At 61.0% G+C, this 22,377-nt stretch carries 31 protein-coding genes and 2 pseudogenes; 3 read left to right on the forward strand and 30 right to left on the reverse strand.

Features of this window, described 5'->3' with window-relative positions; translation table 11 throughout:
- Window positions 1-17: 17 nt before the first annotated feature.
- The 11 genes from AAZU54_RS06315 to AAZU54_RS06365 form a co-directional block, all read right to left on the reverse strand.
- Complete coding sequence (locus AAZU54_RS06315; RefSeq protein WP_434726840.1) at window positions 18-218, reverse strand: hypothetical protein; 201 nt, start codon at window positions 216-218, stop codon at window positions 18-20.
- The gene (locus AAZU54_RS06320; protein ID WP_434726841.1) at window positions 215-523 is read right to left on the reverse strand and encodes a hypothetical protein; all 309 of its coding nucleotides are present in this window, start codon (window positions 521-523) and stop codon (window positions 215-217) included. Before AAZU54_RS06320 ends, AAZU54_RS06315 begins: the two co-directional genes overlap by 4 nt.
- A 63-nt stretch (window positions 524-586) precedes the next feature.
- A complete protein-coding gene (locus tag AAZU54_RS06325) occupies window positions 587-952 on the reverse strand; it encodes a hypothetical protein (RefSeq protein WP_434726842.1) in 366 nt (121 codons plus the stop codon).
- A complete protein-coding gene (locus AAZU54_RS06330; protein ID WP_434726843.1) occupies window positions 949-1,536 on the reverse strand; it encodes a hypothetical protein in 588 nt (195 codons plus the stop codon). Before AAZU54_RS06330 ends, AAZU54_RS06325 begins: the two co-directional genes overlap by 4 nt.
- 279 nt (window positions 1,537-1,815) lie before the next feature.
- Window positions 1,816-2,088, reverse strand: a complete 273-nt coding sequence (locus AAZU54_RS06335) for a hypothetical protein (protein ID WP_434726844.1) — start codon at window positions 2,086-2,088, stop codon at window positions 1,816-1,818.
- Between the two features lie 50 nt (window positions 2,089-2,138).
- Window positions 2,139-4,850 (reverse strand): toprim domain-containing protein, encoded by a 2,712-nt coding sequence (locus tag AAZU54_RS06340; RefSeq protein ID WP_434726896.1) that lies wholly within the window; start codon window positions 4,848-4,850, stop codon window positions 2,139-2,141.
- Window positions 4,851-4,864: 14 nt separating this feature from the next.
- Entirely contained in the window at window positions 4,865-5,110 is a 246-nt protein-coding gene (locus AAZU54_RS06345) for a hypothetical protein (protein ID WP_434726845.1), read from the reverse strand.
- Between the two features lie 72 nt (window positions 5,111-5,182).
- Window positions 5,183-5,557, reverse strand: a complete 375-nt coding sequence (locus AAZU54_RS06350) for a hypothetical protein (RefSeq protein ID WP_434726846.1) — start codon at window positions 5,555-5,557, stop codon at window positions 5,183-5,185.
- A complete protein-coding gene (locus tag AAZU54_RS06355) occupies window positions 5,554-5,853 on the reverse strand; it encodes an ogr/Delta-like zinc finger family protein (RefSeq protein ID WP_434726847.1) in 300 nt (99 codons plus the stop codon). The genes AAZU54_RS06350 and AAZU54_RS06355 overlap by 4 nt, the downstream gene beginning before the upstream one ends.
- Window positions 5,850-6,323, reverse strand: a complete 474-nt coding sequence (locus tag AAZU54_RS06360; RefSeq protein ID WP_434726848.1) for a YmfL family putative regulatory protein — start codon at window positions 6,321-6,323, stop codon at window positions 5,850-5,852. The genes AAZU54_RS06355 and AAZU54_RS06360 overlap by 4 nt, the downstream gene beginning before the upstream one ends.
- 29 nt (window positions 6,324-6,352) lie before the next feature.
- Complete coding sequence (locus AAZU54_RS06365; RefSeq protein ID WP_434726849.1) at window positions 6,353-6,565, reverse strand: DNA-binding protein; 213 nt, start codon at window positions 6,563-6,565, stop codon at window positions 6,353-6,355.
- A gap of 84 nt (window positions 6,566-6,649) precedes the next feature.
- On the opposite strand from AAZU54_RS06365, the gene AAZU54_RS06370 reads away from it, so the two are divergent.
- The 3 genes from AAZU54_RS06370 to AAZU54_RS06380 all read left to right on the forward strand — a co-directional run bounded on the left by AAZU54_RS06370 (window position 6,650) and on the right by AAZU54_RS06380 (window position 7,623).
- On the forward strand, window positions 6,650-6,985 hold the full coding sequence (locus tag AAZU54_RS06370; RefSeq protein ID WP_434726850.1) for a helix-turn-helix domain-containing protein: 336 nt from the start codon (window positions 6,650-6,652) through the stop codon (window positions 6,983-6,985).
- Between the two features lie 3 nt (window positions 6,986-6,988).
- Window positions 6,989-7,333, forward strand: a complete 345-nt coding sequence (locus AAZU54_RS06375; protein ID WP_434726851.1) for a DUF2511 domain-containing protein — start codon at window positions 6,989-6,991, stop codon at window positions 7,331-7,333.
- A 128-nt stretch (window positions 7,334-7,461) separates the two neighbouring features.
- Window positions 7,462-7,623, forward strand: coding sequence for a hypothetical protein (locus tag AAZU54_RS06380; protein WP_434726852.1), 162 nt, complete (start codon window positions 7,462-7,464; stop codon window positions 7,621-7,623).
- A 36-nt stretch (window positions 7,624-7,659) separates the two neighbouring features.
- Here the strand turns inward: AAZU54_RS06380 and AAZU54_RS06385 are convergent, their stop codons facing one another.
- The 19 genes and pseudogenes from AAZU54_RS06385 to AAZU54_RS06475 form a co-directional block, all read right to left on the reverse strand.
- On the reverse strand, window positions 7,660-8,937 hold the full coding sequence (locus tag AAZU54_RS06385) for a phage late control D family protein (protein WP_434726853.1): 1,278 nt from the start codon (window positions 8,935-8,937) through the stop codon (window positions 7,660-7,662).
- Window positions 8,934-9,374: a phage tail protein gene (locus tag AAZU54_RS06390; RefSeq protein WP_434726854.1), complete on the reverse strand. Its 441-nt coding sequence runs from the start codon at window positions 9,372-9,374 to the stop codon at window positions 8,934-8,936. Before AAZU54_RS06390 ends, AAZU54_RS06385 begins: the two co-directional genes overlap by 4 nt.
- Window positions 9,375-9,380: 6 nt before the next feature.
- Window positions 9,381-12,026, reverse strand: coding sequence for a phage tail tape measure protein (locus tag AAZU54_RS06395; protein WP_434726855.1), 2,646 nt, complete (start codon window positions 12,024-12,026; stop codon window positions 9,381-9,383).
- Entirely contained in the window at window positions 12,016-12,135 is a 120-nt protein-coding gene (locus AAZU54_RS06400) for a GpE family phage tail protein (RefSeq protein WP_434726856.1), read from the reverse strand. Before AAZU54_RS06400 ends, AAZU54_RS06395 begins: the two co-directional genes overlap by 11 nt.
- Window positions 12,136-12,143: 8 nt before the next feature.
- Window positions 12,144-12,491, reverse strand: coding sequence for a phage tail assembly protein (locus AAZU54_RS06405; protein WP_434726857.1), 348 nt, complete (start codon window positions 12,489-12,491; stop codon window positions 12,144-12,146).
- Between the two features lie 24 nt (window positions 12,492-12,515).
- Complete coding sequence (locus tag AAZU54_RS06410; RefSeq protein WP_434726858.1) at window positions 12,516-13,031, reverse strand: phage major tail tube protein; 516 nt, start codon at window positions 13,029-13,031, stop codon at window positions 12,516-12,518.
- Window positions 13,032-13,045: 14 nt separating this feature from the next.
- A complete protein-coding gene (locus AAZU54_RS06415; protein WP_434726859.1) occupies window positions 13,046-14,218 on the reverse strand; it encodes a phage tail sheath protein in 1,173 nt (390 codons plus the stop codon).
- 87 nt (window positions 14,219-14,305) lie between these two features.
- Window positions 14,306-14,719, reverse strand: a complete 414-nt coding sequence (locus AAZU54_RS06420; RefSeq protein WP_434726860.1) for a phage tail assembly chaperone — start codon at window positions 14,717-14,719, stop codon at window positions 14,306-14,308.
- Between the two features lie 1,436 nt (window positions 14,720-16,155).
- Window positions 16,156-17,229: pseudogene (locus tag AAZU54_RS06425) on the reverse strand (phage tail protein); the annotation flags it as partial.
- The gene (locus AAZU54_RS06430; protein ID WP_434726861.1) at window positions 17,222-17,833 is read right to left on the reverse strand and encodes a phage tail protein I; all 612 of its coding nucleotides are present in this window, start codon (window positions 17,831-17,833) and stop codon (window positions 17,222-17,224) included. The gene AAZU54_RS06430 and the pseudogene AAZU54_RS06425, both read right to left, overlap by 8 nt.
- Window positions 17,830-18,744: a baseplate assembly protein gene (locus AAZU54_RS06435; protein WP_434726862.1), complete on the reverse strand. Its 915-nt coding sequence runs from the start codon at window positions 18,742-18,744 to the stop codon at window positions 17,830-17,832. Before AAZU54_RS06435 ends, AAZU54_RS06430 begins: the two co-directional genes overlap by 4 nt.
- Window positions 18,741-19,085, reverse strand: a complete 345-nt coding sequence (locus tag AAZU54_RS06440; protein ID WP_434726863.1) for a GPW/gp25 family protein — start codon at window positions 19,083-19,085, stop codon at window positions 18,741-18,743. The genes AAZU54_RS06435 and AAZU54_RS06440 overlap by 4 nt, the downstream gene beginning before the upstream one ends.
- Window positions 19,082-19,687 carry a phage baseplate assembly protein V gene (locus AAZU54_RS06445; protein ID WP_434726897.1) on the reverse strand — a complete coding sequence of 202 codons (606 nt, stop codon included), beginning with the start codon at window positions 19,685-19,687 and terminating at the stop codon, window positions 19,082-19,084. The genes AAZU54_RS06440 and AAZU54_RS06445 overlap by 4 nt, the downstream gene beginning before the upstream one ends.
- A gap of 25 nt (window positions 19,688-19,712) precedes the next feature.
- The gene (locus AAZU54_RS06450) at window positions 19,713-20,168 is read right to left on the reverse strand and encodes a phage virion morphogenesis protein (RefSeq protein WP_434726864.1); all 456 of its coding nucleotides are present in this window, start codon (window positions 20,166-20,168) and stop codon (window positions 19,713-19,715) included.
- Window positions 20,161-20,694 (reverse strand): phage tail protein, encoded by a 534-nt coding sequence (locus AAZU54_RS06455; RefSeq protein ID WP_434726865.1) that lies wholly within the window; start codon window positions 20,692-20,694, stop codon window positions 20,161-20,163. Before AAZU54_RS06455 ends, AAZU54_RS06450 begins: the two co-directional genes overlap by 8 nt.
- Window positions 20,678-20,938: an Rz1-like lysis system protein LysC gene (gene lysC / locus AAZU54_RS06460; protein WP_434726866.1), complete on the reverse strand. Its 261-nt coding sequence runs from the start codon at window positions 20,936-20,938 to the stop codon at window positions 20,678-20,680. Before lysC ends, AAZU54_RS06455 begins: the two co-directional genes overlap by 17 nt.
- Window positions 20,865-21,233: pseudogene (locus AAZU54_RS06465) on the reverse strand (Rz-like lysis system protein LysB); the annotation flags it as partial. The gene lysC and the pseudogene AAZU54_RS06465, both read right to left, overlap by 74 nt.
- On the reverse strand, window positions 21,233-22,066 hold the full coding sequence (locus AAZU54_RS06470; protein WP_434726867.1) for an N-acetylmuramidase domain-containing protein: 834 nt from the start codon (window positions 22,064-22,066) through the stop codon (window positions 21,233-21,235). The pseudogene AAZU54_RS06465 and the gene AAZU54_RS06470, both read right to left, overlap by 1 nt.
- Window positions 22,063-22,377 (reverse strand): phage holin, lambda family, encoded by a 315-nt coding sequence (locus AAZU54_RS06475; protein WP_434726868.1) that lies wholly within the window; start codon window positions 22,375-22,377, stop codon window positions 22,063-22,065. The genes AAZU54_RS06470 and AAZU54_RS06475 overlap by 4 nt, the downstream gene beginning before the upstream one ends.

Consider the following 22,377-nt stretch of genomic DNA (forward strand, 5'->3'; position numbering starts at 1 on the left):
CAAGGGATGCGGTTTGGTTAGCGAGCATATCGGCGTCCCTGCTGTGCTTTCTTGGCTTCGACGTTGGCCATGTAGGCATCCCAATATGCCGACTGCCGTACCTGACGGACCTTGCTGCAACGTTGATGGTTACCGTGCGAGCGGGCCTTGTTGCAGATGTCGCAGTGATTCGGCAGGTCAAGGGCGTGGCTGGCCAGGCGTGGGCGTACCCCTGTCATTGCTTAGTCTCCTGCCTGGTGTCTGCATCCCAACCGATGGCATTTCGACGGCGCATCAGTTCAAGCGCTCGGCCGGCGCCGGTCTGGATCTCTTCTAGGTCGTCCAGCTCTCCGTCTGCAACAGCGGTGACGAAGGATTCGAGTGCGTCCATGGCAGCGAGGTCATGTCCTCGGCTCCAGCTGACAACTTCACCTCCATCGAACTCTCTTGGGACCGTCTTGCCCAGGGCACCGCGAATGACGATGGTGTCGTAGCGTGGTGTGGTAGCCTTCTTGGCGCCGACTTCGGGGGTTTCTACTTGCATGTCGTTTCTCCTTGGGGTTGGTCGGCGCCGGGGAGTTGCAGCTCCTCGGCGCCTCCCTTCTGCTTACTTGAGCTGGGTTTTCTTGCCGTTGGTGACGACAAAGAGGTCTATGTCGCACAACCGGTACACACCGCCTGGTCCGCCTACCACCGCGTAGTCACCATGAGTTGGCTGACCCACGCTTACCGGGAACATCTGATCGGTCTGGTGGGCGTATTCGCTGCACTTCTTGATCAGCGCATACAGCTGCTGCCCGCTGGGCATGCAGCCGGCTGGGCCATGGGCAGCTTCGAAGCCAAGCCAAGCAGCGCGCGTTTCGATGTTTGTGAAGGCGCCGTCGGCGCCGGTCTTGAGGTCGTAGCCTCGATCCTCGGCCCAGACCTGGAAGGCCAGTTCCATGTTCAGGCTGTCGAGATCTGGATTGCTCATGACGCACCACCTGTTTTCGCGAGGCGTGCTGCCTCGCACTCGCTGGGCAGGATCTCGACGGCGCCATTGATCCAACCGGACGTGGGTTTGCCCGCTGCGACCTTCTCTTCATGGTCGGCTTTGTTGATCTCGAAACCGAGGGCAAAGTAGGCGACGTCCTGGTGTTCGAACAGGATGCCGCCGCAGAGCAGCAGGTTCCCCGTGTTCACGTTTAGCCGGTCCCAGTACTCATGGGTTTCTAGGCGAGGTGGGCAGTGTGCTTTCCACAGCTCCCACAGACGCTCATGCTCGGTCCGAATCGCAGCGCGCTGCTCCTTGGTGATGCCCTTCGGTGGTACCGCCTTGCGGCGAAGGCTGCGGTAGCCATACTCGTCAGGGCGGCGCCAGTGGACATCCAGCTCAGGACTGGCGGAGAGCTTCACTCCACCCGCGAAGTGCGATGTGATGTCGCGCATTGGGGCGATGGCGCCCCCGAATATTTTGCCCAGGTCGGCCAGGCGCTCAGTCAGCAGGTCTTTCGCCTGGTAGTACTCCTGAACAATGGCCACCACGTCGGCGGCCTCGGATTTGTAGTAGTGGTGCATGTCGTTTCTCCTTGGGTACGCCGGGCAGTTGCAGCTGCCCGGCGTTCTGGTTATTGGCCAGTGGCGCCGGCTTGTATGTCTTTCGTGATGATCTCGACCACCTGGTCGCGACTGTCGGCGTACGCAAACGGCAGCGCTGAGCCTGGGCGGGTCACCGGATATCGGGGGTGAGGCAGTCGGCACTCGGCTACTGTGTACCCAGCGTCGGAGACCCAGCACCGGGGGATCGGGTCCCCTTCTTTGTTGCGCTTCACCTGGAATTTCATGACGGGCCCCGTATCAGTTAGCGACAACGACGTGAACAGTGACGCTGTTGCAGATACGGCTCTTAACCCGTCGTAGAAACGCGAGCTGTTGCTCTCTACATTCGTCTATACAGATAACCTTGAGCCCGCGCAGGGCAAGTACCAGGACCTTCGCTTCGAGTTCCCGATCCACATAGCTGGTACCGATCAAGATGTTCTTCTCGTTGATTCCTGCATTCTTGGCCGTTTGCCGGAGGCGGACGGTCTTGCCGGTTTGAGGTGCTCCTCGGGAAATGTGCAGTTGCATGTCGTTTCTCCTTGGGGTTGAGCCAGGCGTTGCAGCGCCCGGCGAGTAGGTCAGGGCTGGAAAACCCAGCACCGAACGGTCTTGCCGATGAAGTCGTCGCCTTTCCGGCCGGAGTTGATCGGTTTGTTGGCGTCGATGAACTTGGGCGACTTGCTGGTCTTGAGCAGGCGCTTCAGCTCGCTGAGCATGGCTGGCATCTGCTGCCGCTCGTTTGCGGCTTTTTTCACGAACTCGTTAAGGTTCACCGCAATCAAATCCTTGTTGCGCGAGTGGTTGAGCCCGTCGTCTTCGCCGTCCAGGAAGTCGTACAGATCCCAGAACTCGCGCACGACTTTGTGATCTGCGTTGATGGTCTCTTGGCGCTGTACAGCCATCCGACACAGCTCTTTGTGTACTAGCGCCCGGCGTTCCTCCCCCAGAGGCACGACCAGGGCCAGGCCGTCGGCAATGCTGCGCAGCTGCGCGTGGTTCTTCGCGATCCGTACGGTGCGGATCTCTGGCATGGCCAGCAGCTCCTGCTCATAGCCCCTGGTCTTCTCTTCCAGCAAGCGCAGGATTTCCTCCTCCTTTTGCAGCGCCTTGATGAGAAACCCGCTGATCTTTTCCATGGGCATGCATTCCAGTTCCTCGGCGTAGAGCTTCGTTTCTGGGGTGTGGTGTTCGCTGTTCAGCAGTACCTGGGCGATGCGGGTCAGGATCGGGTTAGAGGCGGTCACCGCGTTGTTCTGGGCGATCATCACGCCGGCACGGAATGGCGGCTCGCGGGTTTCGTTGCCGTTGTTCTTGACGCCGGTTGAGCGCACCGAGCGGCCGTTGTAGGTTGTCTTGATCTCGTCCCAGTCGTAGTGCTTGACCGGTGCGCCGTCCTGCTGCTCACGCTCGGACTCGATCAGCACCACCGGTAGATTGGCCACCTGTGAGAAGTTGCGGGCGCGGCCAGCGGCGGTACCTTTGGTGGGATCGAAGCCCTCGTACTCGATGCGGCCAACGAGTTTCCACAGGAACTCGATCAGGGTGGATTTACCCGAGCCGCCTTCGCCGACCAGCTCCAGGAAGCACAACGTCTTCTGCAACTGACGGATCTGCTCGGCGTGCAGGCAAGCCAGCCACCAGACCAGGACAACGGTGCCGCGAACCCCGAAGCACTTCCAGAACGTCTCGAACCAGCCTTCGTTGTAGGCGTTGAGGTCGGTGTTGATGACCAAGTTCGGCGACATGCTCTGGGATTTGATGCTCAGTGGGCCGACATCAAAGAAGTCCTCCTCGTTGAGCTTGTAGACGTTGCCCTGCGAGATCGCGATGTCGTTGAACACATAGGTTTTGTGTTCCTTGGAATAGCCGATCCAGTCAATGGTGTTGACCTGTTTCAGATCATCCATCTGCGGCTCAAGCAGCCGGATCAACTGGGCGGCACTGCCCGTGTACCAGCCGCCGTTGGACACGTTCAGCAGTCGTTTCGTGAACTCTGGGGCCGAAGCGAGTTGGGCGGCGGTGAAGGTGCTCTTGGTCACCGGCTTGCCGGGTCGCTCGATACGGAAGTAGTACCAGGCCTCGTCCGTCTGCTCGTTGCGCATGTTGTAGAGCGCCTGGAAGTAGCAGTTGGCGATACGGGCCACAGAAGCCGAATCGCGCAAGGCCTTGTCCCGCTTCTGGCGGTCAGTCAACGTGATGTCTTCCTGGTCTTTCGGGTTTTCCAGTTCGAGCATCTTCCTGTCAAACCGGGCCATGTCGAACTTGAACCAGTAGAGGCGGCTGGCAAACGAGAAGGAAAACTCGCTCCGTGGCTGCCAGTCGTACATGAGCAGGCCCTTTTCCTCCGGCGACTCGGCCAGCAGCAGAGCACCCTCATGGCGGGCACGCTTAAGGTCGGCCTGCACCTGGTCGTCGCGTTTGTCGTCGTCGAGGTACTTCCAGCGCAGGTGAAGGTCGTTCCAGTCCACCTTTTTGCTATCGGGCTGTGCAACCAACGCGGCCTCGCACTTGAAGCCCATTTCCCGCGCTTCCTTCGCCCAGCGACGGGTGTTGGCCTTCGCCACCGGCTCGTTGTCCAGCGCCCAGATCAGCTTGGGCGGGCGCTGGTCAGCCTCCTGGCATTTGCGCAACAGGTCTTTCAGCGATTCGGCTGGAAGGGGTGAGCTGGACATCATCGACACGGCATGAACGCCGTTATGCAGCAGGGCGATCGCGTCGAAGATCCCCTCAACGATCCACAGCTCGTCGACCTGGAGCAGGTCAAGGCCGGGCGGGCACCACCAGACGCCGCTGTAGCCTGTCTTGCCTTCGCCAGTCGGGCGGAAGCGCGCCTTCATCTTGCCGAAGCGGTTTGGCCTGTCGATCAGGCGCTCCCAGTAGCCGCCCTTGTCGAGCGGGAAACGGACCGTAGCGCTGCCGATCCCGAGCTTGGAGTCCCAGTACGTGTCCTGCGTGTACCAACCTTTGATCAACTCCTCGTGAAAGCCTCGGTTGAATTCCAGGTATGCACGCGCAGTGGCGGTTGGGTTTTCCTCGGTTGCCGGCGCGAGCTTGCTCCAGTCGTTGAACAGGTCGTCGTAAAGGTCCTTGACGTGTACTCGGTGGTTGCACTTTTCGGGGCGGCCGCAAACCAGCACCCAAGGGGCGTCGTGGAAGGTGTAAAGGGTTTTCTGACCGCAGCCGTGCGCTGGGCACTTGCCCTTACGCATAAACTTGGTGCCGGGCATGTGCTTGAGCCCGTAATCACGCTGCAAGCGCTCCTGGACTTCTGTGAGCAGCCTGTGCTCCATCGGGTGAGCCGTAGTCACTGCACACGCTCCGTCACAACGGGGCTGAGTTGCTCCTCAAGTGCTTTGCGCGTACGGCAGATGCCCAGCAGGTGTGGAACGTCAGCGAGCACCTTTGGGCCGCGCTGTCCCGAAGGCACATTGCGGTACCGGTCGGAATACCAGACATCCGCCATGGTGAGGTTGTATTGGCTGCTGAGCCATTGCAGGTAGTGCTGGGCTTGCTGCACATCCAGCTCAAATTGAAGGGTGATCTTGCTCATTTCGGCCACCAATGGAATGCAGTTTCCCCTTACCCACGCAGAACGGGGCATCGGGAAGGGGTCAGTTCGGGGTTACTTCGAAGTGTCGCGGTGCTGCTGTAGGCGCCGGGGCAAGTAGCGCGCCGGGACTGGGAACCGTTGTTGGGTGGCTGTATCCAGCAGGATCAGCCGAGCCCTGAAAATGCCACTGCTCGGACAAACGCCCAGGAGCTGGAGCCGTCGTGTCGTTTTGCTTTCAAACTCAGCAACGGCCAGTTCAGCGATGCGCTGCACCAGGTGCTCGGGCACTTCCAGCGACTGCGCCAGGAACCGACGGCAGTTCTCCAGCACCTGGTCATCACCCGACAGGTGCTGACCATTGCGGCGGAACAGGTAGGCGACGGCCGCTTGCTGCATCGCTAAGCGGTAGTCGGTTTCGGGGTTGGTGATCAGGGCTTGGGCGTTCATGCGGTTACAGCCTCCATATCCAGCTGGTCCAGCAGGTCGGGATGATCGTCACCAGCAGCGGATTTCATCGCTTGTCGGCGCATGGCCACTGGGGCAATGGGCAAACGAACGGTGGGGTTCGGCATGCCGCTTGGGCTCATTTCGTGGGTCATTTCAAACGCGGCACGTACGGCCCAGCCGCAGCCCTCGTTTACGCATTGCAGGTAGGCAACGCGCAGGAAAATGTGAGTGCCTTCACTGGTGCGGATACGCATACGGCTGTTGCAGTGGGGGCAAACGAGTTTGTAAGTGCTCAAACCTGGTCCCCTGTCGTGTACAGCAGAATGGTGGCTTTGACCTCGGCAGTGCGGGCGGCCATGTAGGCGGTGTGAGCCGCCATGATGGCTTTCGCTTCCGCCTCCTCGATCACCCCATCCTCTAGCGCTTTAGCGATGATCTGATCCACCGCGCCGCGCTTAGCGTCGGTCTTCACCGAACGCTGGAACAGTTCGACGTTGTCCAGGTCTTCGGCTTTCACCAATGGCACGAACATCCCGCCGTACATTTGGGCGATGAACTCAGGCAGGTACGTTGTCCCGATATCGCTCTCCAGGATGTGGACCTGGTCGCAGGTCAGCGGGCGGCTACCGGCGTTCTCGTAGACACGGTTGTCGAATTGCTTGAGCTCGTAACCGAGGCGAGCAGCGGCCGTTTCACGACCACCAGGCAGAGCGGATACCACCGCTGTGACTACCTGGCGAAAGGTTTCTAGAACTGGGCGTTTCATGTTCTGGTTTCCTCCTTGAGCCAGGCGACCTAACTTGTGGCTTCGGTTGATTTGATGCCGAGCAGAACAGCGGCCCTATGCGCTTCACCGCGCAGGCACTTTTTCTGGCCGGAAAGGACGGCGTAGACCGTGCTGGGATGCAGGTCGTGTCGCAAAGCAAACTCCTGGATTGAAACCCCTTGCTGGGCAAGGCGTTCGCGGGCGGCTTTGCAGGCTTGCTCGGGTACACAGGTGGCGTGCATAGTTGGTAATCGTGCAATTTCGTGTAGTGGTATGCGAAGGATGATGCACGATTGTTCATTTGTAAATAGGCAGAGGGAACGTTTGTGCATCTTTCTGAAGAAATAGGTGCGCGCCTCCAGTCCGAACGCAAGCGTCTCAATCTCAACCAAGAACAGCTGGCTGGTATCGTCGGGGTTTCTAAACGAACGCTGGCGAGCTACGAGAGTGGATCTCGTGAGGCCGGTTCGTTACTGCTCAACCTCGCGGCCGCAGCTGGTGTAGACGTCTTGTATGTCGTTACTGGGGAGCGTTTGCCCGTTGGGGAAAAGACCTTGTCAGCGGAAGAGCTGGAAATGGTGCAACACGTCCGGGCTTTACCAGCTGAGGACAAAGGAGCGGTGCAGCGGCTGCTACGCGCGTTCAGCAGCAAACAGGAGTGAGCAATGGTTAAAGGGATTTCAGGAGTGGTTTTGGCCGCGGGCCTTCTTGTATTAGTGGGATGCGGGGAGGATAGGAGAACGCTAACGGTATCCAGCGAGGAATCTGGTGCGTCTTGGCCATTTACCGTTGAGTCACTCGAACTAATGTGTGAGGGGCCATCGCCGTTAGCGCTGGCGAGAACTGCTGATGGGCAGATCTATGCCCTAAGCGGGTCTGCCCGCTCTCAGGCAAAAGATAAGGGCTGGAAAGATGGCCGAGACATCACCAAGCCTAATCCAGCGACCCCGATGATCAAGATGGACTACAGCGACTTTGTTGTCCGTGCTCAGGCACTGTGTGGCACATAACCTGACTTGATTTTCAGATACGCGGGCTGGTGGCACGCGTAATCATGCTGACAATCGCTCATTCCAAGGGTGCTTTGGTCGGTACCGAGGTTGGTACCGGGTACCCGAACGTGTGGAGTGGATGAAACATGTCGGTGATGAAAGAGGTGCAGACCAACCAGCCCGAGAGAATCGAACCTCGTGAACTCAGTCAGCGCGAACGGATGATTGTGCAGATGTTCAGGCGGCTCGATGAGCAGGGGCGGGAAGATATCATTCGGTTCCTGGATGCGCTTCTCGTAGCTCGATAAGAAGAACCCGGCCTTACGCCGGGTTTTTTGTCGCCGCTAATCAGCACCTTGCTGCATGCGCTTCCACTCTCTTTCTGCCGCTCGTCGTGCGTTCTTCTCGCTGACGTACACGCGCCGCAGGCGCCTGGGCTTCTTCTGATCACCTGCTGTAACTGACTTCTCTTTCCCTGTCGCGCTGTCCCGATAAAACGCAATGATGCCCGTGTACTGGATCTTGCCCCGTACCCCGTCCTCGAGCAGCCCGTCGACCGTGTCTTCTGGCAGCTTGCTTTCGAGCTCCAGGCTAACCGTATAGCCCGAATCAGCGGTCAGGCTGTGCTGGATGTTCCCGCCGTACCAGATGATCTCATCGATCTCTTGCTTGACCCCAATCAGCGTGTAGGTCAGCTCAGGGATTAGGTCTGGCCGGCCTTTGGCGAGGGTGTAGCTGAGCGTGGCGCTCCCGCGTTGCAGACGGTTCATTTCGGCCCTGGCGGCACGTAATGCCGACTGGCGGTCGCTGTAGGTGTGGCGCAGATCCTTGAGGTTCTCTCCACCACCGGCAATGGCTTCCTGCTTTTTGGCGCTGTTGACGTCGTAGAAGTAGGCGCGCACGCCGTCATAGCTGTCCCTGTCAGCTTGTAGGAATCGATGCTGATCCCCGTCGGCGCGGGTAAGGGTGATATGCGGCAGTGCCAGGCCGCTAGCGGATTTGCCGCCCCCGGCAGGCATACACACCAAGCAACCGGCCTTGACGGTGGCCACCGCGTCGAAGTCCTCGCCAAGCCTGGTCAGCAAGTTGGCATCGGACTCGTTGGCCTGATCGAGCTGCTCGATCGCAACGTCATGCAAGGCGGCTGCGACCGTCGCTGCCAGTCCATTGCCAGAGGCGATCTGTTCCAGCACTTTGCCCAGCGTCGTTTTGCTCCAGCTTCGCTCACGCTTGATCTTGAGGCCCTTGCGCAGGTCTGCCGAGCGGGCGCGGATGTTGAGCACGTCTGGGGCCCCGCTGTGCTCAGTCTCGTCGACGATGTAGCTGCCCTTGTCGACGAGGCCGGTGTCGCTCCAGCCAAGCCACAAACGAACGATGGCGCCGCGTGGGGGAATGCTGAGCAAGCCGTCGTGGTCGCTGAGCGTCAAACTCAGTTGATCGGCCTCCAGCCCCCGGTTGTCCGTGAGTTGTAGGCTCATCAGGCGCGGACTGATGAGCTGCGCGATATCGTTGCCGTCCACGGTAAGCCGGAACGCAGGGACCGGATACGCTGCGTCACGTTGCAGCCCGTCGCGTGTGTCTCGCAGGAAGCCGGTGACCTTGGATAGCACGGCCTCGATCACAGCAGCCCCCTCAGAATGTTCAAGCCACCGCTGATGCTTGAGCCCAGCAGATCGATGCGCCCGTCATCGATCCGCTTGAGGTTGATGCTGAAATCGATGCGGCGGGCAGCGCCGTCCCGGAAGAACAGCGTTCGATTGTCGTTGAGGCTTTCGATCACCCACAGGCCAAGCAGCCGACCGGTACCCTCGACCAGCGGCCAGGCCTTACCGGTGTCCGCCATTTGCCGAAGGGCATCCAGGCCGACGACGGTCCCGGCCAGCTCGGGTAGGAGCACGCCGGGCAGGGTAATGGCATCCTCCCCGCGCCCCAGGAACTGCCGAGCTGGCTGAGCCCCAACCCTGTTATTGGCGGCATGCCGCCATTCGGTCTGTCGCTGCATTTCCTGATAGGCCAGGGTGTGCAGGCTGAAAACGAACATGCCCAAAGCGAGCATCATGGTGTGTTACTCCTGGTCTGACAGGCGACTGCGCTGTCGGGCAGCTTTCTCGCTGTTGATACGGCCCAATTCGGCGCGCACGGCACGGGCAATGGCCTGCGCGTCCATACCTGGTGTGGGGTGGATGTTGATTTCATAGGTGTCGTGGCTGTCGTAACTTGCGGCGGGCGCCGAGCTGATAGGGGCTCGGTCGTCCATGGTGATCGCTGTACCAGGACCGGCGGGGGAGCCTGGCCCCCCGCCATTGAACTGGGGGAGTGTCTTTAGGTGCGGCACGCCGGCTTGAGTCAGTTGCTGTCCCAGGCGTTTGACCGCATCGAGCGGTTGTTTGGCGCCGTCGTCCAGGCCTTGGGCAAGCCCCTCGGTCGTGAACCCACCCAGCTCGGCGAACACTCGCGAGGGGCTATGTATCCCGAGCTTTTCCTTGAACCATCCAATGGTGGAATCACCCAGGGAGCTCACAGCGGTTTTGATCTGGCCCATGCCTGACAGCAACCCGTTGACCAGGCCGCTAACGATCATCCCGCCGAACTCGGTGAAACGGGTGGGCATCTCAACGCCCAGGTAGTTCAGCACCCCGGCGAATGCCTGATAGATCAGGCCGATCGGGCTGAAGTTGGCCAGCACCGTGAGAATCCCGCCGATCCCCGAGCTGAAGCCAGCACGGATCTCAGCCCAGGCGCTGATGAAGTAGGCCTTCACCTGGTCCCAGTTCTTGTAGATGAGGTATGCAGCACCGGCCAGAACTGCGACCACCGCCCCGATTGCGAGCGCTACAGGGTTCATCGCAAGCCCCCACAGGGCAATGCTCACCGCGCGGATAGCGGTCAGAAGGCCGCCGCCCAAGATCCCGATGAGTCTGCCGACGACCGAGAACAGACCAGCGCCTTTCACGCCGAACAAGGTCATGGCATAGCGAACGATCGCGAAGGGACCGAGCAAACTTGCCATTGTGATCGCGAGCGCGCCGAAGCCGGCTGCGAGAACGGCCACTACGGCGACGACTTTGACCAAGCCGCCAGCAAGCGCAGGGTTTTCACGCGCCCAGGCACCGACATTGGCAGCGACTTCGCCCAGCATGTTGATCAAGTCCTTAAGTTCAGGGGCTACGGCAGCCCCAAACTCCGCCATGGCATTGGTAAAGCTACCCTCGGCCGCTTCCATAACGTTTGACAGCGTGCTGAGCTGCTCATTGACCCGAGTGCGCAAGTCCGCCTGGTCCTGGAGCTTCTGCTGTACCTCCCGGTACCCGCCCAGGCCCTTATTCATCATGGTGTTAAGGACGGTGATAGTTTCCGAGTCGTCCCCAAACAGCGCCTTGATAGTTGAGGTTCGATCCTCGTCATTCAGGGCTTTCAGCTGCTCGACCTGAGCAAACAAGTTTTCCAACCCGGCAAAGTTGCCTCCGCTATCAGTGAAGTTGAAGCGGATCTTCTTGCCCTCTAGCTCCATGATCTTGTTGACGTCTTTAACACCATCCTTGTCCAGGCCGGCCTGGAAGATTTTGCGATAGGCGTTACCTGCTGCGCCGCCTTCCATGCCCGCCTGATCCATCATGACGAGTAATGGGCCGAGCTCATTTGCCGCTTCAATGCCTGTCTTCTTGATCACATCCATTACTGGGGAGATCTTGCTGAAACCCTGGAGCATGTTGGTCGGATCGACGCCGGCATAAAACCCGCGCTGGATGGTATCCATCAGCGCCATCATGTCCTTTTCCGTGGTGCGCGTTGCGTCCTGCATCTTGGCCGCGAACTCGGCAGCCTCCTCAACGGGCATCTGGAGCTGCACGCCAAGATAGGCCGCAGCTTCGCCGGTCCCCCCAAGAATGCTCTGCGCGCTGAGGCCCTGGCGCCTCAGCATGGTCATCATGTTCTGGAAGTCTGCTGTTGTGCCTGGCAGACGATCGCCGAGGCTGGTAGCGAGGTCGGTAATCCGCTTGAAGTCCTCGGCAACCTGGCCGCTGTTATCCATCATGGATACTTTCAACTGCGTCGCCGAATCCTCGTTAGGTGCGAACGCCCCCAGCACGGCCTTCACCGGCTGGGCAGCCGCATACCCAGTGGCGAGGCCCGCGGCGCCGGTTCCTGCCATCTTGGCGCCTAGCGCCTGGGTCTTTTCAAGGCTGGCGCGGGCTTTCGCGAGCTTTGCATGCCGCGCGGCCAACTCGTCCATGCGCTGACTCTGGGTGCGTATGGTTTGGTTGGTTGAGGCGATCTGCTCGCGCAGCGCACGCTCATGCGTGCCCAGGTTGCGAGTGCTGATTCCCGCGTCGTGCAGCTTGCTGCGCAACTGCTGGAGCTTCTCAGCCTGCTGCTGGTGCTGCTCCTTGAGCCGCTGAGCCTCGCGCACGGCGCTGCGCATATCGCGGGCAAGCCCCTTGGTTGGCGGGCCTGTGGCTGCCATCTGCTGACCAATCGTGCGCACTTTCTCCCTGGCTGCATCCAGTGCCTGGGTCGTTTGTCTGGCTTCGTTGTACTGGCTGCGCCAGGCGCTGACGTCCTTTTGCTGGCTGTTCAGCTCTTTGAGGCGGTCGCGGGCAGCCTTGAGACCGCGTGCCGTCTCAAGGCTGCCCTGGTTGATCTGCCGCAGCGGCGCGGTGGCCTTGTCGATGGCGCTTAACAGCACCTCCAGCCGCAGGTCATTGGCCATTGTTGCTACTCCTGATCCGCGCCCGCTCGCGCCAGTCCATCAAGTCCTTGACGCCCAGACGGTCCATGTCGCCGGGCGCCCAGTGGAAAACCACGGCCACATCGGCCATGGCGTCTTCTACGCAACGAGGGAGGCGTCCGTCTTCATCCGCTTCTGTAGCAAAAAACCGGATACCTTCGTGCCGATAGCAAACAGGTCAGCGGGGTCCAGGCGGCCGACTTCAAACTCGTTGAGATCGCTGATTCGCGGGACCAGTTTGATGAGGCTGGCAACATCCATTTGCAGCACCTCGGCCAGGTGCAGCCCGCGCAGTTCGCCAGAGGCGGGCTTGCGCAGGGTGATGATGGTGATCTCGCTTTCGCCGCGCTTGATTGGGGTGTCCAGCTCGACCTGGTTGTCGTTCAACTGTGGGGTGTTCGGTTCGACCTGGTTGTCGTTCTGTGCCGTGGTTTCGGTAGTTTTCATGGTGGCTCCAGTGAGGAAGGGGGGTTAGATGCCCAGCGCTTTGCGCTGCTCTGCGAGCATGTCTTTGCCGTCGATGACTTCGATGAAGTTGAGCAGGTCGATCTCGACCAGGACTTCGCCATCGACCGTGAGCTTGTAGTAGCTACAGGTGGTGGTAATGCTGTGCTCGGTGTCTTCACCGGGCGTGGCTTCGCCCATTTCAATGGTTTCGTGACGACCACGGACCACAACCTCCACGGCAGAGACGACGGCGGTATCGTCCTGCTGGTAGCTGCCAGCGAAGCGCAGCATCACTCCGTCAGCCTTCACTGCGCCGAACTGGCGCAAGACCAGCAGATCGAGGCCGCCGGTCTTCCATTCGAACTGGATACCGTCGTCGGAGAAGCCCAGGTCGGCCTTCACCGGGCCGTTCATACCGCCCCCGCGATAGCCTTCCATCTTGCGGCTGAGCGGCGGCAGGGTGCAGGACTTGCACACGCCCAGGTAGTTGGTGCCATCGTTGAACAGGTTGAGGTTCTTGAGTTTGCGCGGCATAGCCATGGTGGTGGTCTCCGTCAGCTGTTGATGCGGCTGGCGAAGTCAGCCAGGTAGCGGTCAGTGATGCGTTGGCGAAGGGTGAGATCCTCCAGCGGCGGCACCGGGGTGTAGTCGTAGTCGATGTAGAGCTTGCCGGCCTTGAGGGTGGTGGCACTGTTGGCCTCCTCGTCGTACCAGGCGCTGCCGCCGATCAGGTAGCCGCCGGCGATCAGCTCGCGGAACTTGGCGTTGATGCCCTCGAGGATGTCGCGCACCAGGGACGAGTGCATCGGCTTGTCCATCGCCCACATGTGCGCCTCGGCCATGGTGTCAGCCAAGACCTGGGCGGTGCGGATGTAGTTCTCGAAGGCAAACAGCGGGTCTTCGGTACAGGTGCGGCTACCCCAGAAGCGGAAGCCGTCCGCGTTAATTAGGGTGGTGACTTCGTTCCTGTTGAGGTAGTTGGCGTCGGTGGCTGGGTTTTGCAGATCCCAGAACACGTCGGCGCTGATGCCCGTCACGCCATTGACTGGGATGTTGGACAGGGTCTTATGCCAGCCAGTCTCTTTGTCGATCTTGGCGCGCAGGCCCAGGGCTTGGGCCACGGCCGGCGCTGTGGCGGTGCTGTCGCTCTCGGTGCTCCAGTATTCGAAGTCCGGCCAAATCACCATCACCTCACGGGCGCCGAAGTTCTCGCGGTAGGCGACGGCCTCTTCCTTGGTCTTGCAGCCGGAAGCGCTGACATAGGCGAAGGCGCGCAGCTGCTGCGCGATCGATACCAGGGCGGTGGCGACCGGCAGCGAATCCAGACCAGGTACGCCCAGGATGCGCGGGGTGACCTTAAGGCGAGTTTTCGCGGCCAGCAGTGCCTTCATGCCGGTGTATTTGCCGGTTTCGGTGGTGGTGCCGATGATGTTGCTGGTGGTTTCCGCGTCCGTGGCGCCCGTGGCCACACGCACAACGACGGTGACTGGCTGGGTCTGATCGGCGATCGCTTGCAGGCTGACGGCCAGGGTACCGGTCTTGCCGGCCTTGGCGATCGCGCTTTGCACGCTGGTCAGCAGGACAGGGGTATCGAGAGGGAAGGCTACCGGGTCAGCGTCGTCTGCGGTGCAGACCAGGCCGACGACGGCAGTAGAAACGGTGCGGATGGGCCGTGTGCCCTCGTTGATTTCGAGGACGCGCACGCCGTGGTGGTATTCGTCGGCCATGTTGAGTGCCTGTGCAGTGGGATGACACTGCACAGGCTGCCGCGCGCGCGGACCATGGGCGAGCCGCGAGGGTTGTAGCGGAAGGGTCTACAGCTGTTGCTCAAAAATCCATATCGGCTCAGCTGGTCGTTTAGAGGCGTCGGGGAAAGTATCCGCTAGTGGCCAGTCCCGCAGCCTTTGCATGTACGCGAGCAACTCCATGAACTGCTCATTACTAAGCGTCGTAGGGCGCCCCAGGTCTTGTTCGTCGCGGTGTCGGTCACGCAGCCATTGTCGAGCGGACAGCTCACTGTCTCGCCACTGACGTTCGGCAGCTTTGATTTCCTCCGGCGATTCAACCTTTTCGGCAAAAACACCATTCGCGTACAGCCACCCAGGCTTTACCGGCGACGTACAGGCGCGCCACTTCAAGTCAGGATGAAAGCGCCCCTCGGGATCAATCTCGGTTGTCTCGATTACAACGCCGCCTTGCACAAGCGCCCACATAGTCACCCCTACCATTTGATTTCTACCATTCCAGGCGCGCCGTTGCCGCCATAGGAATTAGCTGTGGTTCCTGCACCGCCGCCGCCGCCACCTGGCCCGCGAGCTGCTGCGGAACCGCCGAAGGTTCCAGCACTACCGGGACCGCCCCCAGTCCCACCGACACTTCCAGCGCTGCCCCCCACGGCGCCGTTAGAGCCATCGCCCAGACCGTAATTGATCACGCCCCCCGTACCAGTACCAGTACCGCCGCCCGAGGGGACTTGGCCACCAGTTCCACCGGTTGCCGAGCAGTAGGCACCAAACGCACTGGCCTTCCCGTTCTCACCTGGCCCCGGATCGGTTGCGCCGAGGCCAGCAGCACCAACAGTTATAGAAACTGAATTGAGCCCACTCACATCGAAAAGGCCCTCAGCAACCCCACCACCGCCACCGCCTCCACCGCCCGCATCACCAGCAACGCGCCTCACTGCGCCACCACCGCCGCCACCGACTACTTTCACCCATACCTTTTTGACGCCGGCGGGCACGCTCCAAGTAAAAACACCTGCGGTTCGGTAAACCTGCATTCCTTTTAAAGGACCGTGGCGGCTGGTAGTGAACTCTTCCCACGGAGTCCATTCCTTTGCCACGGAATAGGACCGACTTGCCACCTTGGTCTCTTCACCCGACATCCCCGCGTAAATCGTCTGCACCATCGCTCCGACTGAGGCTGATAGGCCAGAAACCACAACGTTATAGCGCAGAACGGTAGCCGCCCAACCTGGCGGAACGTTGGACAAACCTCCAGCCGGCGTCATGTAGTTGCCGGGTATCAAGTATTTGTTCAGGTCAGTTTCGGTAAGGAATACGGCCTGGCCAATGCCGAACGACTGCGGGCTGAGCATCGCACCCGGCGTTAAGTCCTGCGGGCCAGTCTGTTTTGGGGTATTACCGCTGGTCCAGATCTCACGCCACGGCAGCCAAGTGCCGCCCAGCTTTTTGGTGCGGATCATGGTGACAGCGAGGTCAGAGCTAGTGAAAGCATCCATGATTTGAGTCGCGGCGCCTCCTGAGCCGCGCTCAATGTGGAACAAATTGCCGGCTGTAATATCCTGCCCACCCACTCCGCCAGGGGCGTTTAGAGGCCATACAGGCAGCGTGCCGGCGTTACCTGACACGAGATAAACACCCGTCTCGCTTAATGTGTCGATGCTGCCGCCAAATGGCGCCGCCGTGCTGCCTAGCCCATACAACGCCATCGCCGCCCGCACAAATGCCGTCGTGGCGATGGAAGTATCTTTATCCGTGGATACCGGCGTCGGCGCCTTGGGGTCGCCCGTAAAAGTTGGACTGTCTAAAGGCGCCTTAAGGGCCAGCGCGTTGGTCATGGTCGCGGCAAAGTTCGGGTCATTGCCGAGAGCCGCTGCCAACTCGTTCAGCGTATCCAGAGCGCCCGGCGATGACGCGACCAAGGCCGCAATGGCCGACTGTACGAAAGCAGCCGTGGCCAACTGGGTGGTATTGGTGCCGGCAGCCGGGGTCGGCGCTGTCGGCACTCCGGTAAGGGCCGGACTGGCCAGCGGCGCCTTGAGCGTCAACGCTTGGTCAATTTGCGTCTTGGTGTAAACATCAGTCAGGCCGTAGCCGGCAACTGTTGTCGGGTTGGTCGCGGCGACCACGCGCCCGTAAATATCAACGGTGACGCTTCGGTACGTCCCGGCCGCAATACCCGTGCGACCAAACGCCAAACCAAAGGTCAAACCCGTGACGCCGAGCGCAATAGTCGCATCCGTCAGCAACTGCCAAGCTGTATCGCTGTTGACCGTGCCTCGCTCGACCATCACCAGCAGACCAGGGGTAACCTTGGCGCTGGTGTCCGCATCCGCGCAACGCGTCCAGGGGCCACCCGCCACGACCTGATACAGTCCGTTATCCTTGGCTGCGGCTTGGTTCTTTACCAGTACCCGCGACCCGGCGGGCAGTGCCACGCCGTCAATGGTTTGCAGCCCGCTCAGGGTAATGGGGTCCGTGGTAGCGACAAGCACCGAATGTTTGAAATCCTGCTTGGCCAGCTCTTCGGTCACCCATTCGCGGGTAGCAAGAACAACGCTCGGATCGATCTTGAGCTGCACGTTGCTGGAGCTGCTAACAATCAGGTTCATCCGCACAACCTGAGTACGCCCTGAGCCCTGACTCAGCAACGGCTTATAGGTCGGCGCGCAGTTGGCCACAGCCACCAGGTCGCCGTCTGAGTCATACAGACCGATTTCACGAATCCAGCGACCGCCAACGTCTGCGGGAATCACTTGTTCAGCGATGATGATGGCGTTGTCTTTGTCGTCGACCTTGAGCTGGTTGAGGGGAGCGCGCCGCCATTCATTGAGCAGACTGATTTGAGTGGCGTTAGGGGTGGGGTCCGTGCCATTGGCATCGCCAACACCCATTTGGGTGATCTTCCACGGAATGCCCAGGGCATCCGCGTTTGCCTGCTTTGCAGCCCCCACGTTGGTGAGGATCGCGTAAAACTGCGAGTTCTGGTCAACCATGTGCAATGTCCATTGTGTCGATGGTGTGTTCGCGTCCACCGCGGCCGATTGAAACGGTCACATCGATGTCACGGGAGGCAGGGGGGTAAACATCCAACTCGTCGCCTTCGTAAACGGCGCCGGCAACGTAGAAGGCCCCAGTGGTTTCGAGGCTGATAGCCAGGCCAGTGAGGTGACGGCTGACTGGCCGGGCGTCATCGATCAACCATGTCAGTTCCTGATATGTCTCTTCGCTGATCCCTTCATCCGATACGCCAACTTTGATAGCGAAGGTTCCGGGCACGCCTTGAGGTTCCGTCTGGAACCACTCCACGACCTCGATCAGGTAGCCCAGCGGCTCAACGACGCGGCGCAGCGCGCCAATCGTCCCTTTCCGCGAGTGGATGTAGTACGAAGAGCGGATCGCTCCGCGCTTGGCCGCTTCGGGCCAGCGGCTGTCCCAGCGGTCGACGGAAAACGCCCAGGCCAGGAATGGCAGCAGCGCCAAGGGGCAACGGTCTGGATTCATCAAATCCCGGATAGGCACGGGAACCCGCTCGATCTGCGCGAGTGCTTCGGCCGCCTGGCGCTCCAGGGCGGTAGCGTTGCCCGGCAGCAGCCTCATGGCTCAGTGCCCTGGGTCAAGGTGATGCTGTTGCAGTGCGGTGCCTGGCTGAAACTCGCGTTGATGTCCGCCCAGCCTTGCAGCTCAACTTTACGCACGCCCTCGACATGCAGAGCGGCATGGACCGCCGACTCCGACACTTGCATTCCCAGTCGGCGCCGCTGGTGAACAAAGGCTTTCAGCTGCTCCTCAGCGGCCGCAAGAATGGGTTCGGCCTCTGGCCCCAGGGTTTTCAAGTAGAGCTTGGCTACTACCTGGTAGCCCAGGATCTGCGCACCCTGAACGATCAGGCGGTCAGCTACTGGGCGGCGGTCTTCGTCGTTGAGGTACGCGCGCACGACATCGAGTAGTTCTTCGTCGGCGGTACCATCTCCCAACGCGGACTGCACAGTGACCACGGCGACAGCGGGCGATGGGCTTTCGGCTGAGGCGTCGGCGACCCGGCCATCTGCCGCCCTGGAGTGGAAGATATAGGCGTTGCGCGGCCCAGCAGTGCTCAACCCCTCGAACGCCATTTGCGCGCGCTCGCGCAAAGCGTCGTCACTTTCCAGCACTTGCGGCACAGGGGGGATGGCCTGCGGGTTGGCGGCTTGGATCACCAGCCGTTTCACGTTCACATTGCCGGCGACCTGGTCCAGGTCATTCCCTTTAGCCGAGCTGAGCAGCACGGCGAGAGCGGCTTCGTTGACGCGCTGACGCCAGATCATTTCCCGGTAAGCGTTCTCTTGCAGCAGTTTGGTGATGGGCTCGGACTCAAGCTCTAGACGTCCGGCCATTTCCGCCTGCTCCTCTGGTGGCCAGAGGCTGATGGCGTAGGCCTTTCGCTCAGCGAGGATCTGCTCATAGTCGATCTGTTCGACTACCTGCGGCGCTGGCAACTGACTGAGGTCGATGGGGAGGAAGGTATTCATACGGCGCCTCCCAGTTGCAGGGGCACGCGCAGACTAAACGGCTGGTTGTTGTCGACGAGCACGCCAGAGAGGGTCAGCTCGGCGCGGCCGCTCAGACCTTGGGTGTCAAATTGCACCTGGGCAAGGCTGATCCGGGGCTCCCAGCGCATCAGGGCCATCGCGGTTGCCGCATACAGGCGCAGGCGGGTAGCGTCGTTCTGCGGCTGATCGATCAGCTCGGGCAGCAGGCTGCCGTACTCACGGCGCTCAATGCGGGTTCCCAGGCGCGTGGTGAGTACGTCCGCAACTGACTGAGCGATGTGGTCCAGTTTGCCCAGGGTTGACCCGTTGTTTCGGTTCATTGGGGGGCTCCTGTCTTGCCCGGGCCAGACATGACGCCGCCATGGACGTGTTTAACCAGGCTGATGCCTGCTGCCACGACATCGATGCTGACCGTTACCTGTCCGGTGACGTTCTGGTTGCCGGTCTGGGTGTAGTTACCCTCGTGGGTGACGTCGCCGACTATGTGAATGCCGCCAGTGCTGATCAGGTCGGTGGTACCGCCGTCTGGCAACGTGGCGCTCAGGTGGTGAGCCACGCTGTCGTATTCGATCACGGCGCCGTCAGCGTAGGTCCGACGGTGCAGGCCGGCGCGGTCGCCATTGGCTGGGATCGCATCGCTGAAAATGCCGGTGATCGCCACGCCGTTTGCCAGCTGACCGCTGGGCGAGAGCAGCACGACTTGTTCACCGACGGTAGGCGGGTCCCACTCCTGATCAGCGCCGGCCCGCCAGGCAAGCCAGGGCAGCCAGGTGGTGGTGATCCCGCCAGTGCGCACCTTTACGCGAGGCGGCTTGTGCTGCACCTCGGCGATGGTGCCGAAGCGGATCAGGTTTTCCAGGAGTCGGTTGAGGTCGGCGATGTTCATGCCGGCGATGGTCGCGCCGCTCGCGCGAGGGCGCATCATCGCGGCGTTGTAGCGGGCGGCTCTACAGGGTCAGATGGGCCAGGAGGGCGTCGCGGATCTGCTCGCGCTCCAGGTCGGTAAAGCCCAACAACTCCCGTTTTTCATACTGCACGGTTGGCGCTCCAGGTGCGGCGCGATCGCTCAGACCTTCCTGGTGAACGCGGGCGATCCGCGCAATACGACCGGTAAAGCCGACCGTGGCGGCCGACGAGTCGCCGCGAGCCTTTAGGTGGCTGACCGTTCGCAGCTTCTGGAACATCTTCACCTTGGCGCGGATTCGGCCTTGTTTGCTGCGCAGTTTCCTGGGCTTTCGCGGGGCATAGGCGGAACCGTCAGGGTTGCGCTGCGCGATGACACGCTGTTGCTGACCGCGACGTAATTGCTGGGCGATCTTGCGGGCCAGTTTGGATCGCTCGGCAGGTTCGATTCTCTGAAGGAGGGGAGCCACCCAGTCCTCCAGGGCCTCAAGGTCAGCCACGGTTAGGCCGCTTTGGATGTGGGGTGATCAGGGCCATGCCATCCGGTGCGGGTGGCGGCTGCCAAGACGCAAGCGGATTACCGTTGGCCATCAAGGTTATCTCCCCGTGCTCTTCGTACGGCTCATATTGCGGTTCGCCGGGGTGACTCACGTCGTAGGTGCCGTCTTCGTTGCGTTTGACGACTACCCGTTCGGTAAGCGGCAGGGTGATGCTGAGGTCCACTTTTGAGCGATCGAGCATGTCGGCTTCAAACTTGAGGCCGTCGGCAGATTTGTCCAGGTTGGCCAGCAGTTCCGACTGGTTGACCCTGAGCCAACCGAGGATGGGCAACATTACGCTGTCAGGATGGCCCGCGAAGTCGGTAAGGATGATCTGCAAGGTGTAGGTGTACTCGAAAGACAGCGTGACAGCCGCAGTGCAGCGGACTTTGCCGCCATCAATGAACATGAGCAGGCGCTCAGCGTTTGGCTTGAGCCCTGGCACGGCCGCAAGCAGGTGATCGCGCAGGCTATTTGGCTTGTTCATGGCTCACCTGGTGCTGATAGACGCGATCGACTTGGGCAGCACACTCTGCCCAGGCCAGCTCGGTGCGCTCCTGGTCACTGAGCAATTGCCCGTTCTGCCTCGGCGCGGTCGCCGGCAGTTGGCACGGGGTGACTACCGGACAGCCACTGACGATAAGCGTCGGCGCCGGTGATGGTGGGGCGCTCGCGCAGCCGGCGAGCAGCGTCAGGTAGAGGCTGAGCAGCCCAGTTCCGCAGTTCTTCATTCTCAAGCTTGAGCTCCTCGATCTGACGCTCACGCTTGGCCAGGCTTGAACGCAGCTCGCCCTGGAGCTGTTGGAGCTTGGCCTGGCTTTCGCGCTCGCGCTCCAGGGTTGTTTTTAGTTCAGTGGCGGTAGCCAGGTTACGGCGGGCATCTTCCTGTGCGGTGTCGAGCTGCTGCGCCAGGCTCTTCGAGGTTTCCCGCTCGGTACCAAGCAGCAACTGCTGCCCCCAGCCCCACAACCCAGTACCGATGGCGGCGAGCAGGGCGACCGCGATGATGCCGGCGCGCAGATCCATTACGCGGCCACCAGGGCGCGGTCCTGGTAGCGCTCAAAGGCGCGCTCCAGCTTCACGTCGTACATGTTTCGTTGGTAGTCAGGGCCGTTGTAGAGCTTGGCCACTGTCGCCCACTTCTGCGCCTTCAAGGCCTTGAGCAGGTTGGCGTCGGCTTCGATGTAGCGGACAAAGGCTTCCAAGTGGTCCGCTTCGCTGCGATTCATCGCCGCCACGAACTCTTGGATGTTCGCGTAGCCCAGGCGCTGGCAGTGATACCCCATCACCTGGAATGCGCCCCAGCTGCACGATTCCAGCGCCGCCTGTTCGTCCAGCTGTCGGGCCTGGGCTAGGCGCTGATGCTCGGCAGTACCGCCGATGTAACCGCCGTATTTCGGGTTGACCAGGCTTGGGGCTTGCTTGGCCAGCAGCTCGGCGCGCTCGTGCAGTTGCTCCTGGTTATCAGAGGCTGAGCGCACCAGTTGCAGCCGGGCGTACATGATGTGGCGCTCGTACAGGATCACTGGCTTTCCGTTGCTGAGAAATCCGGCGCCGTGTGACTCGACCTCATTGAGGGCATACACGGCAGCGACCGGAACGCCCAGGCGGACGGACGCTTTGACCAGGTCGGCATGGGTCAGCAGCTTTTGCGTGTCGAGCCCGTCCAAGCTGGCCAGGGTCTTTTTACCGGCGATCCCATCGGATACCAGGCCGACTTTTTGCTGGTAGGCACGGACGGCGGCCTCGGTGGCATCACCGAAAGCGCCGTCGGTGGCCAGTTTGGCGCCCTGGCTGTTCAGTTTGCGTTGCAGTTCGCGTACCGCCTGGGAGCGATCGCCGTGGCGCAGGGTAGTCATGCGGTTCCCTCTTTGCGTGTGAAGAATCTCTTTGCTGCGGCACGGGTGAACTCAATGCCCAGTAGCCCGATAACGCCGCCGAAGAACGGTGCGGTACTGATGGGGATGCCAATGAGCGGCAATCCGTGGGTGGCGGACAGTGCTAGGGCGCCGCAGAGCGGGGCTTCCAGGGCTATCTGGCGAATCCCGCCGCCGCCGTACATCACACGCAGGGCAGCGATGATGATGGCCAGCCCGCCGGCATACAGGCCGGGCCAGTTGTGTTCGAGCCAGGTTGCGAGCCAGGCCCAAGTCTCGGGACGGTCAGGCAT

Origin of the sequence: Pseudomonas sp. Je.1.5.c (genome assembly GCF_051129895.1) — a bacterium.
GTDB classification, from domain to species: domain Bacteria; phylum Pseudomonadota; class Gammaproteobacteria; order Pseudomonadales; family Pseudomonadaceae; genus Aquipseudomonas; species Aquipseudomonas urmiensis.

Excerpts from the sequence above, each read along its gene's own strand:
- AAZU54_RS06410 (WP_434726858.1), bottom strand. The coding sequence starts at position 13,031 with ATGGCTATGCCGCGCAAACTCAAGAACCTCAACCTGTTCAACGATGGC.
- AAZU54_RS06470 (WP_434726867.1), bottom strand. The coding sequence starts at position 22,066 with ATGACTACCCTGCGCCACGGCGATCGCTCCCAGGCGGTACGCGAACTG.
- AAZU54_RS06350 (WP_434726846.1), bottom strand. The coding sequence starts at position 5,557 with ATGAACGCCCAAGCCCTGATCACCAACCCCGAAACCGACTACCGCTTA.
- AAZU54_RS06420 (WP_434726860.1), bottom strand. The coding sequence starts at position 14,719 with ATGGTAGGGGTGACTATGTGGGCGCTTGTGCAAGGCGGCGTTGTAATC.
- AAZU54_RS06390 (WP_434726854.1), bottom strand. The coding sequence starts at position 9,374 with ATGATGCTCGCTTTGGGCATGTTCGTTTTCAGCCTGCACACCCTGGCC.
- AAZU54_RS06415 (WP_434726859.1), bottom strand. The coding sequence starts at position 14,218 with ATGGCCGACGAATACCACCACGGCGTGCGCGTCCTCGAAATCAACGAG.
- AAZU54_RS06395 (WP_434726855.1), bottom strand. The coding sequence starts at position 12,026 with ATGGCCAATGACCTGCGGCTGGAGGTGCTGTTAAGCGCCATCGACAAG.
- AAZU54_RS06400 (WP_434726856.1), bottom strand. The coding sequence starts at position 12,135 with ATGGCCGATGTGGCCGTGGTTTTCCACTGGGCGCCCGGCGACATGGAC.
- AAZU54_RS06380 (WP_434726852.1), top strand. The coding sequence starts at position 7,462 with ATGTCGGTGATGAAAGAGGTGCAGACCAACCAGCCCGAGAGAATCGAA.
- AAZU54_RS06315 (WP_434726840.1), bottom strand. The coding sequence starts at position 218 with ATGACAGGGGTACGCCCACGCCTGGCCAGCCACGCCCTTGACCTGCCG.
- AAZU54_RS06325 (WP_434726842.1), bottom strand. The coding sequence starts at position 952 with ATGAGCAATCCAGATCTCGACAGCCTGAACATGGAACTGGCCTTCCAG.
- AAZU54_RS06435 (WP_434726862.1), bottom strand. The coding sequence starts at position 18,744 with ATGAATACCTTCCTCCCCATCGACCTCAGTCAGTTGCCAGCGCCGCAG.
- AAZU54_RS06430 (WP_434726861.1), bottom strand. The coding sequence starts at position 17,833 with ATGAGGCTGCTGCCGGGCAACGCTACCGCCCTGGAGCGCCAGGCGGCC.
- lysC (WP_434726866.1), bottom strand. The coding sequence starts at position 20,938 with ATGAAGAACTGCGGAACTGGGCTGCTCAGCCTCTACCTGACGCTGCTC.
- AAZU54_RS06330 (WP_434726843.1), bottom strand. The coding sequence starts at position 1,536 with ATGCACCACTACTACAAATCCGAGGCCGCCGACGTGGTGGCCATTGTT.
- AAZU54_RS06405 (WP_434726857.1), bottom strand. The coding sequence starts at position 12,491 with ATGAAAACTACCGAAACCACGGCACAGAACGACAACCAGGTCGAACCG.
- AAZU54_RS06375 (WP_434726851.1), top strand. The coding sequence starts at position 6,989 with ATGGTTAAAGGGATTTCAGGAGTGGTTTTGGCCGCGGGCCTTCTTGTA.
- AAZU54_RS06335 (WP_434726844.1), bottom strand. The coding sequence starts at position 2,088 with ATGCAACTGCACATTTCCCGAGGAGCACCTCAAACCGGCAAGACCGTC.
- AAZU54_RS06455 (WP_434726865.1), bottom strand. The coding sequence starts at position 20,694 with ATGAACAAGCCAAATAGCCTGCGCGATCACCTGCTTGCGGCCGTGCCA.
- AAZU54_RS06440 (WP_434726863.1), bottom strand. The coding sequence starts at position 19,085 with ATGAACCGAAACAACGGGTCAACCCTGGGCAAACTGGACCACATCGCT.
- AAZU54_RS06445 (WP_434726897.1), bottom strand. The coding sequence starts at position 19,687 with ATGCGCCCTCGCGCGAGCGGCGCGACCATCGCCGGCATGAACATCGCC.
- AAZU54_RS06320 (WP_434726841.1), bottom strand. The coding sequence starts at position 523 with ATGCAAGTAGAAACCCCCGAAGTCGGCGCCAAGAAGGCTACCACACCA.
- AAZU54_RS06475 (WP_434726868.1), bottom strand. The coding sequence starts at position 22,377 with ATGCCTGACCGTCCCGAGACTTGGGCCTGGCTCGCAACCTGGCTCGAA.
- AAZU54_RS06345 (WP_434726845.1), bottom strand. The coding sequence starts at position 5,110 with ATGAGCAAGATCACCCTTCAATTTGAGCTGGATGTGCAGCAAGCCCAG.
- AAZU54_RS06340 (WP_434726896.1), bottom strand. The coding sequence starts at position 4,850 with ATGGAGCACAGGCTGCTCACAGAAGTCCAGGAGCGCTTGCAGCGTGAT.
- AAZU54_RS06360 (WP_434726848.1), bottom strand. The coding sequence starts at position 6,323 with ATGAAACGCCCAGTTCTAGAAACCTTTCGCCAGGTAGTCACAGCGGTG.
- AAZU54_RS06365 (WP_434726849.1), bottom strand. The coding sequence starts at position 6,565 with ATGCACGCCACCTGTGTACCCGAGCAAGCCTGCAAAGCCGCCCGCGAA.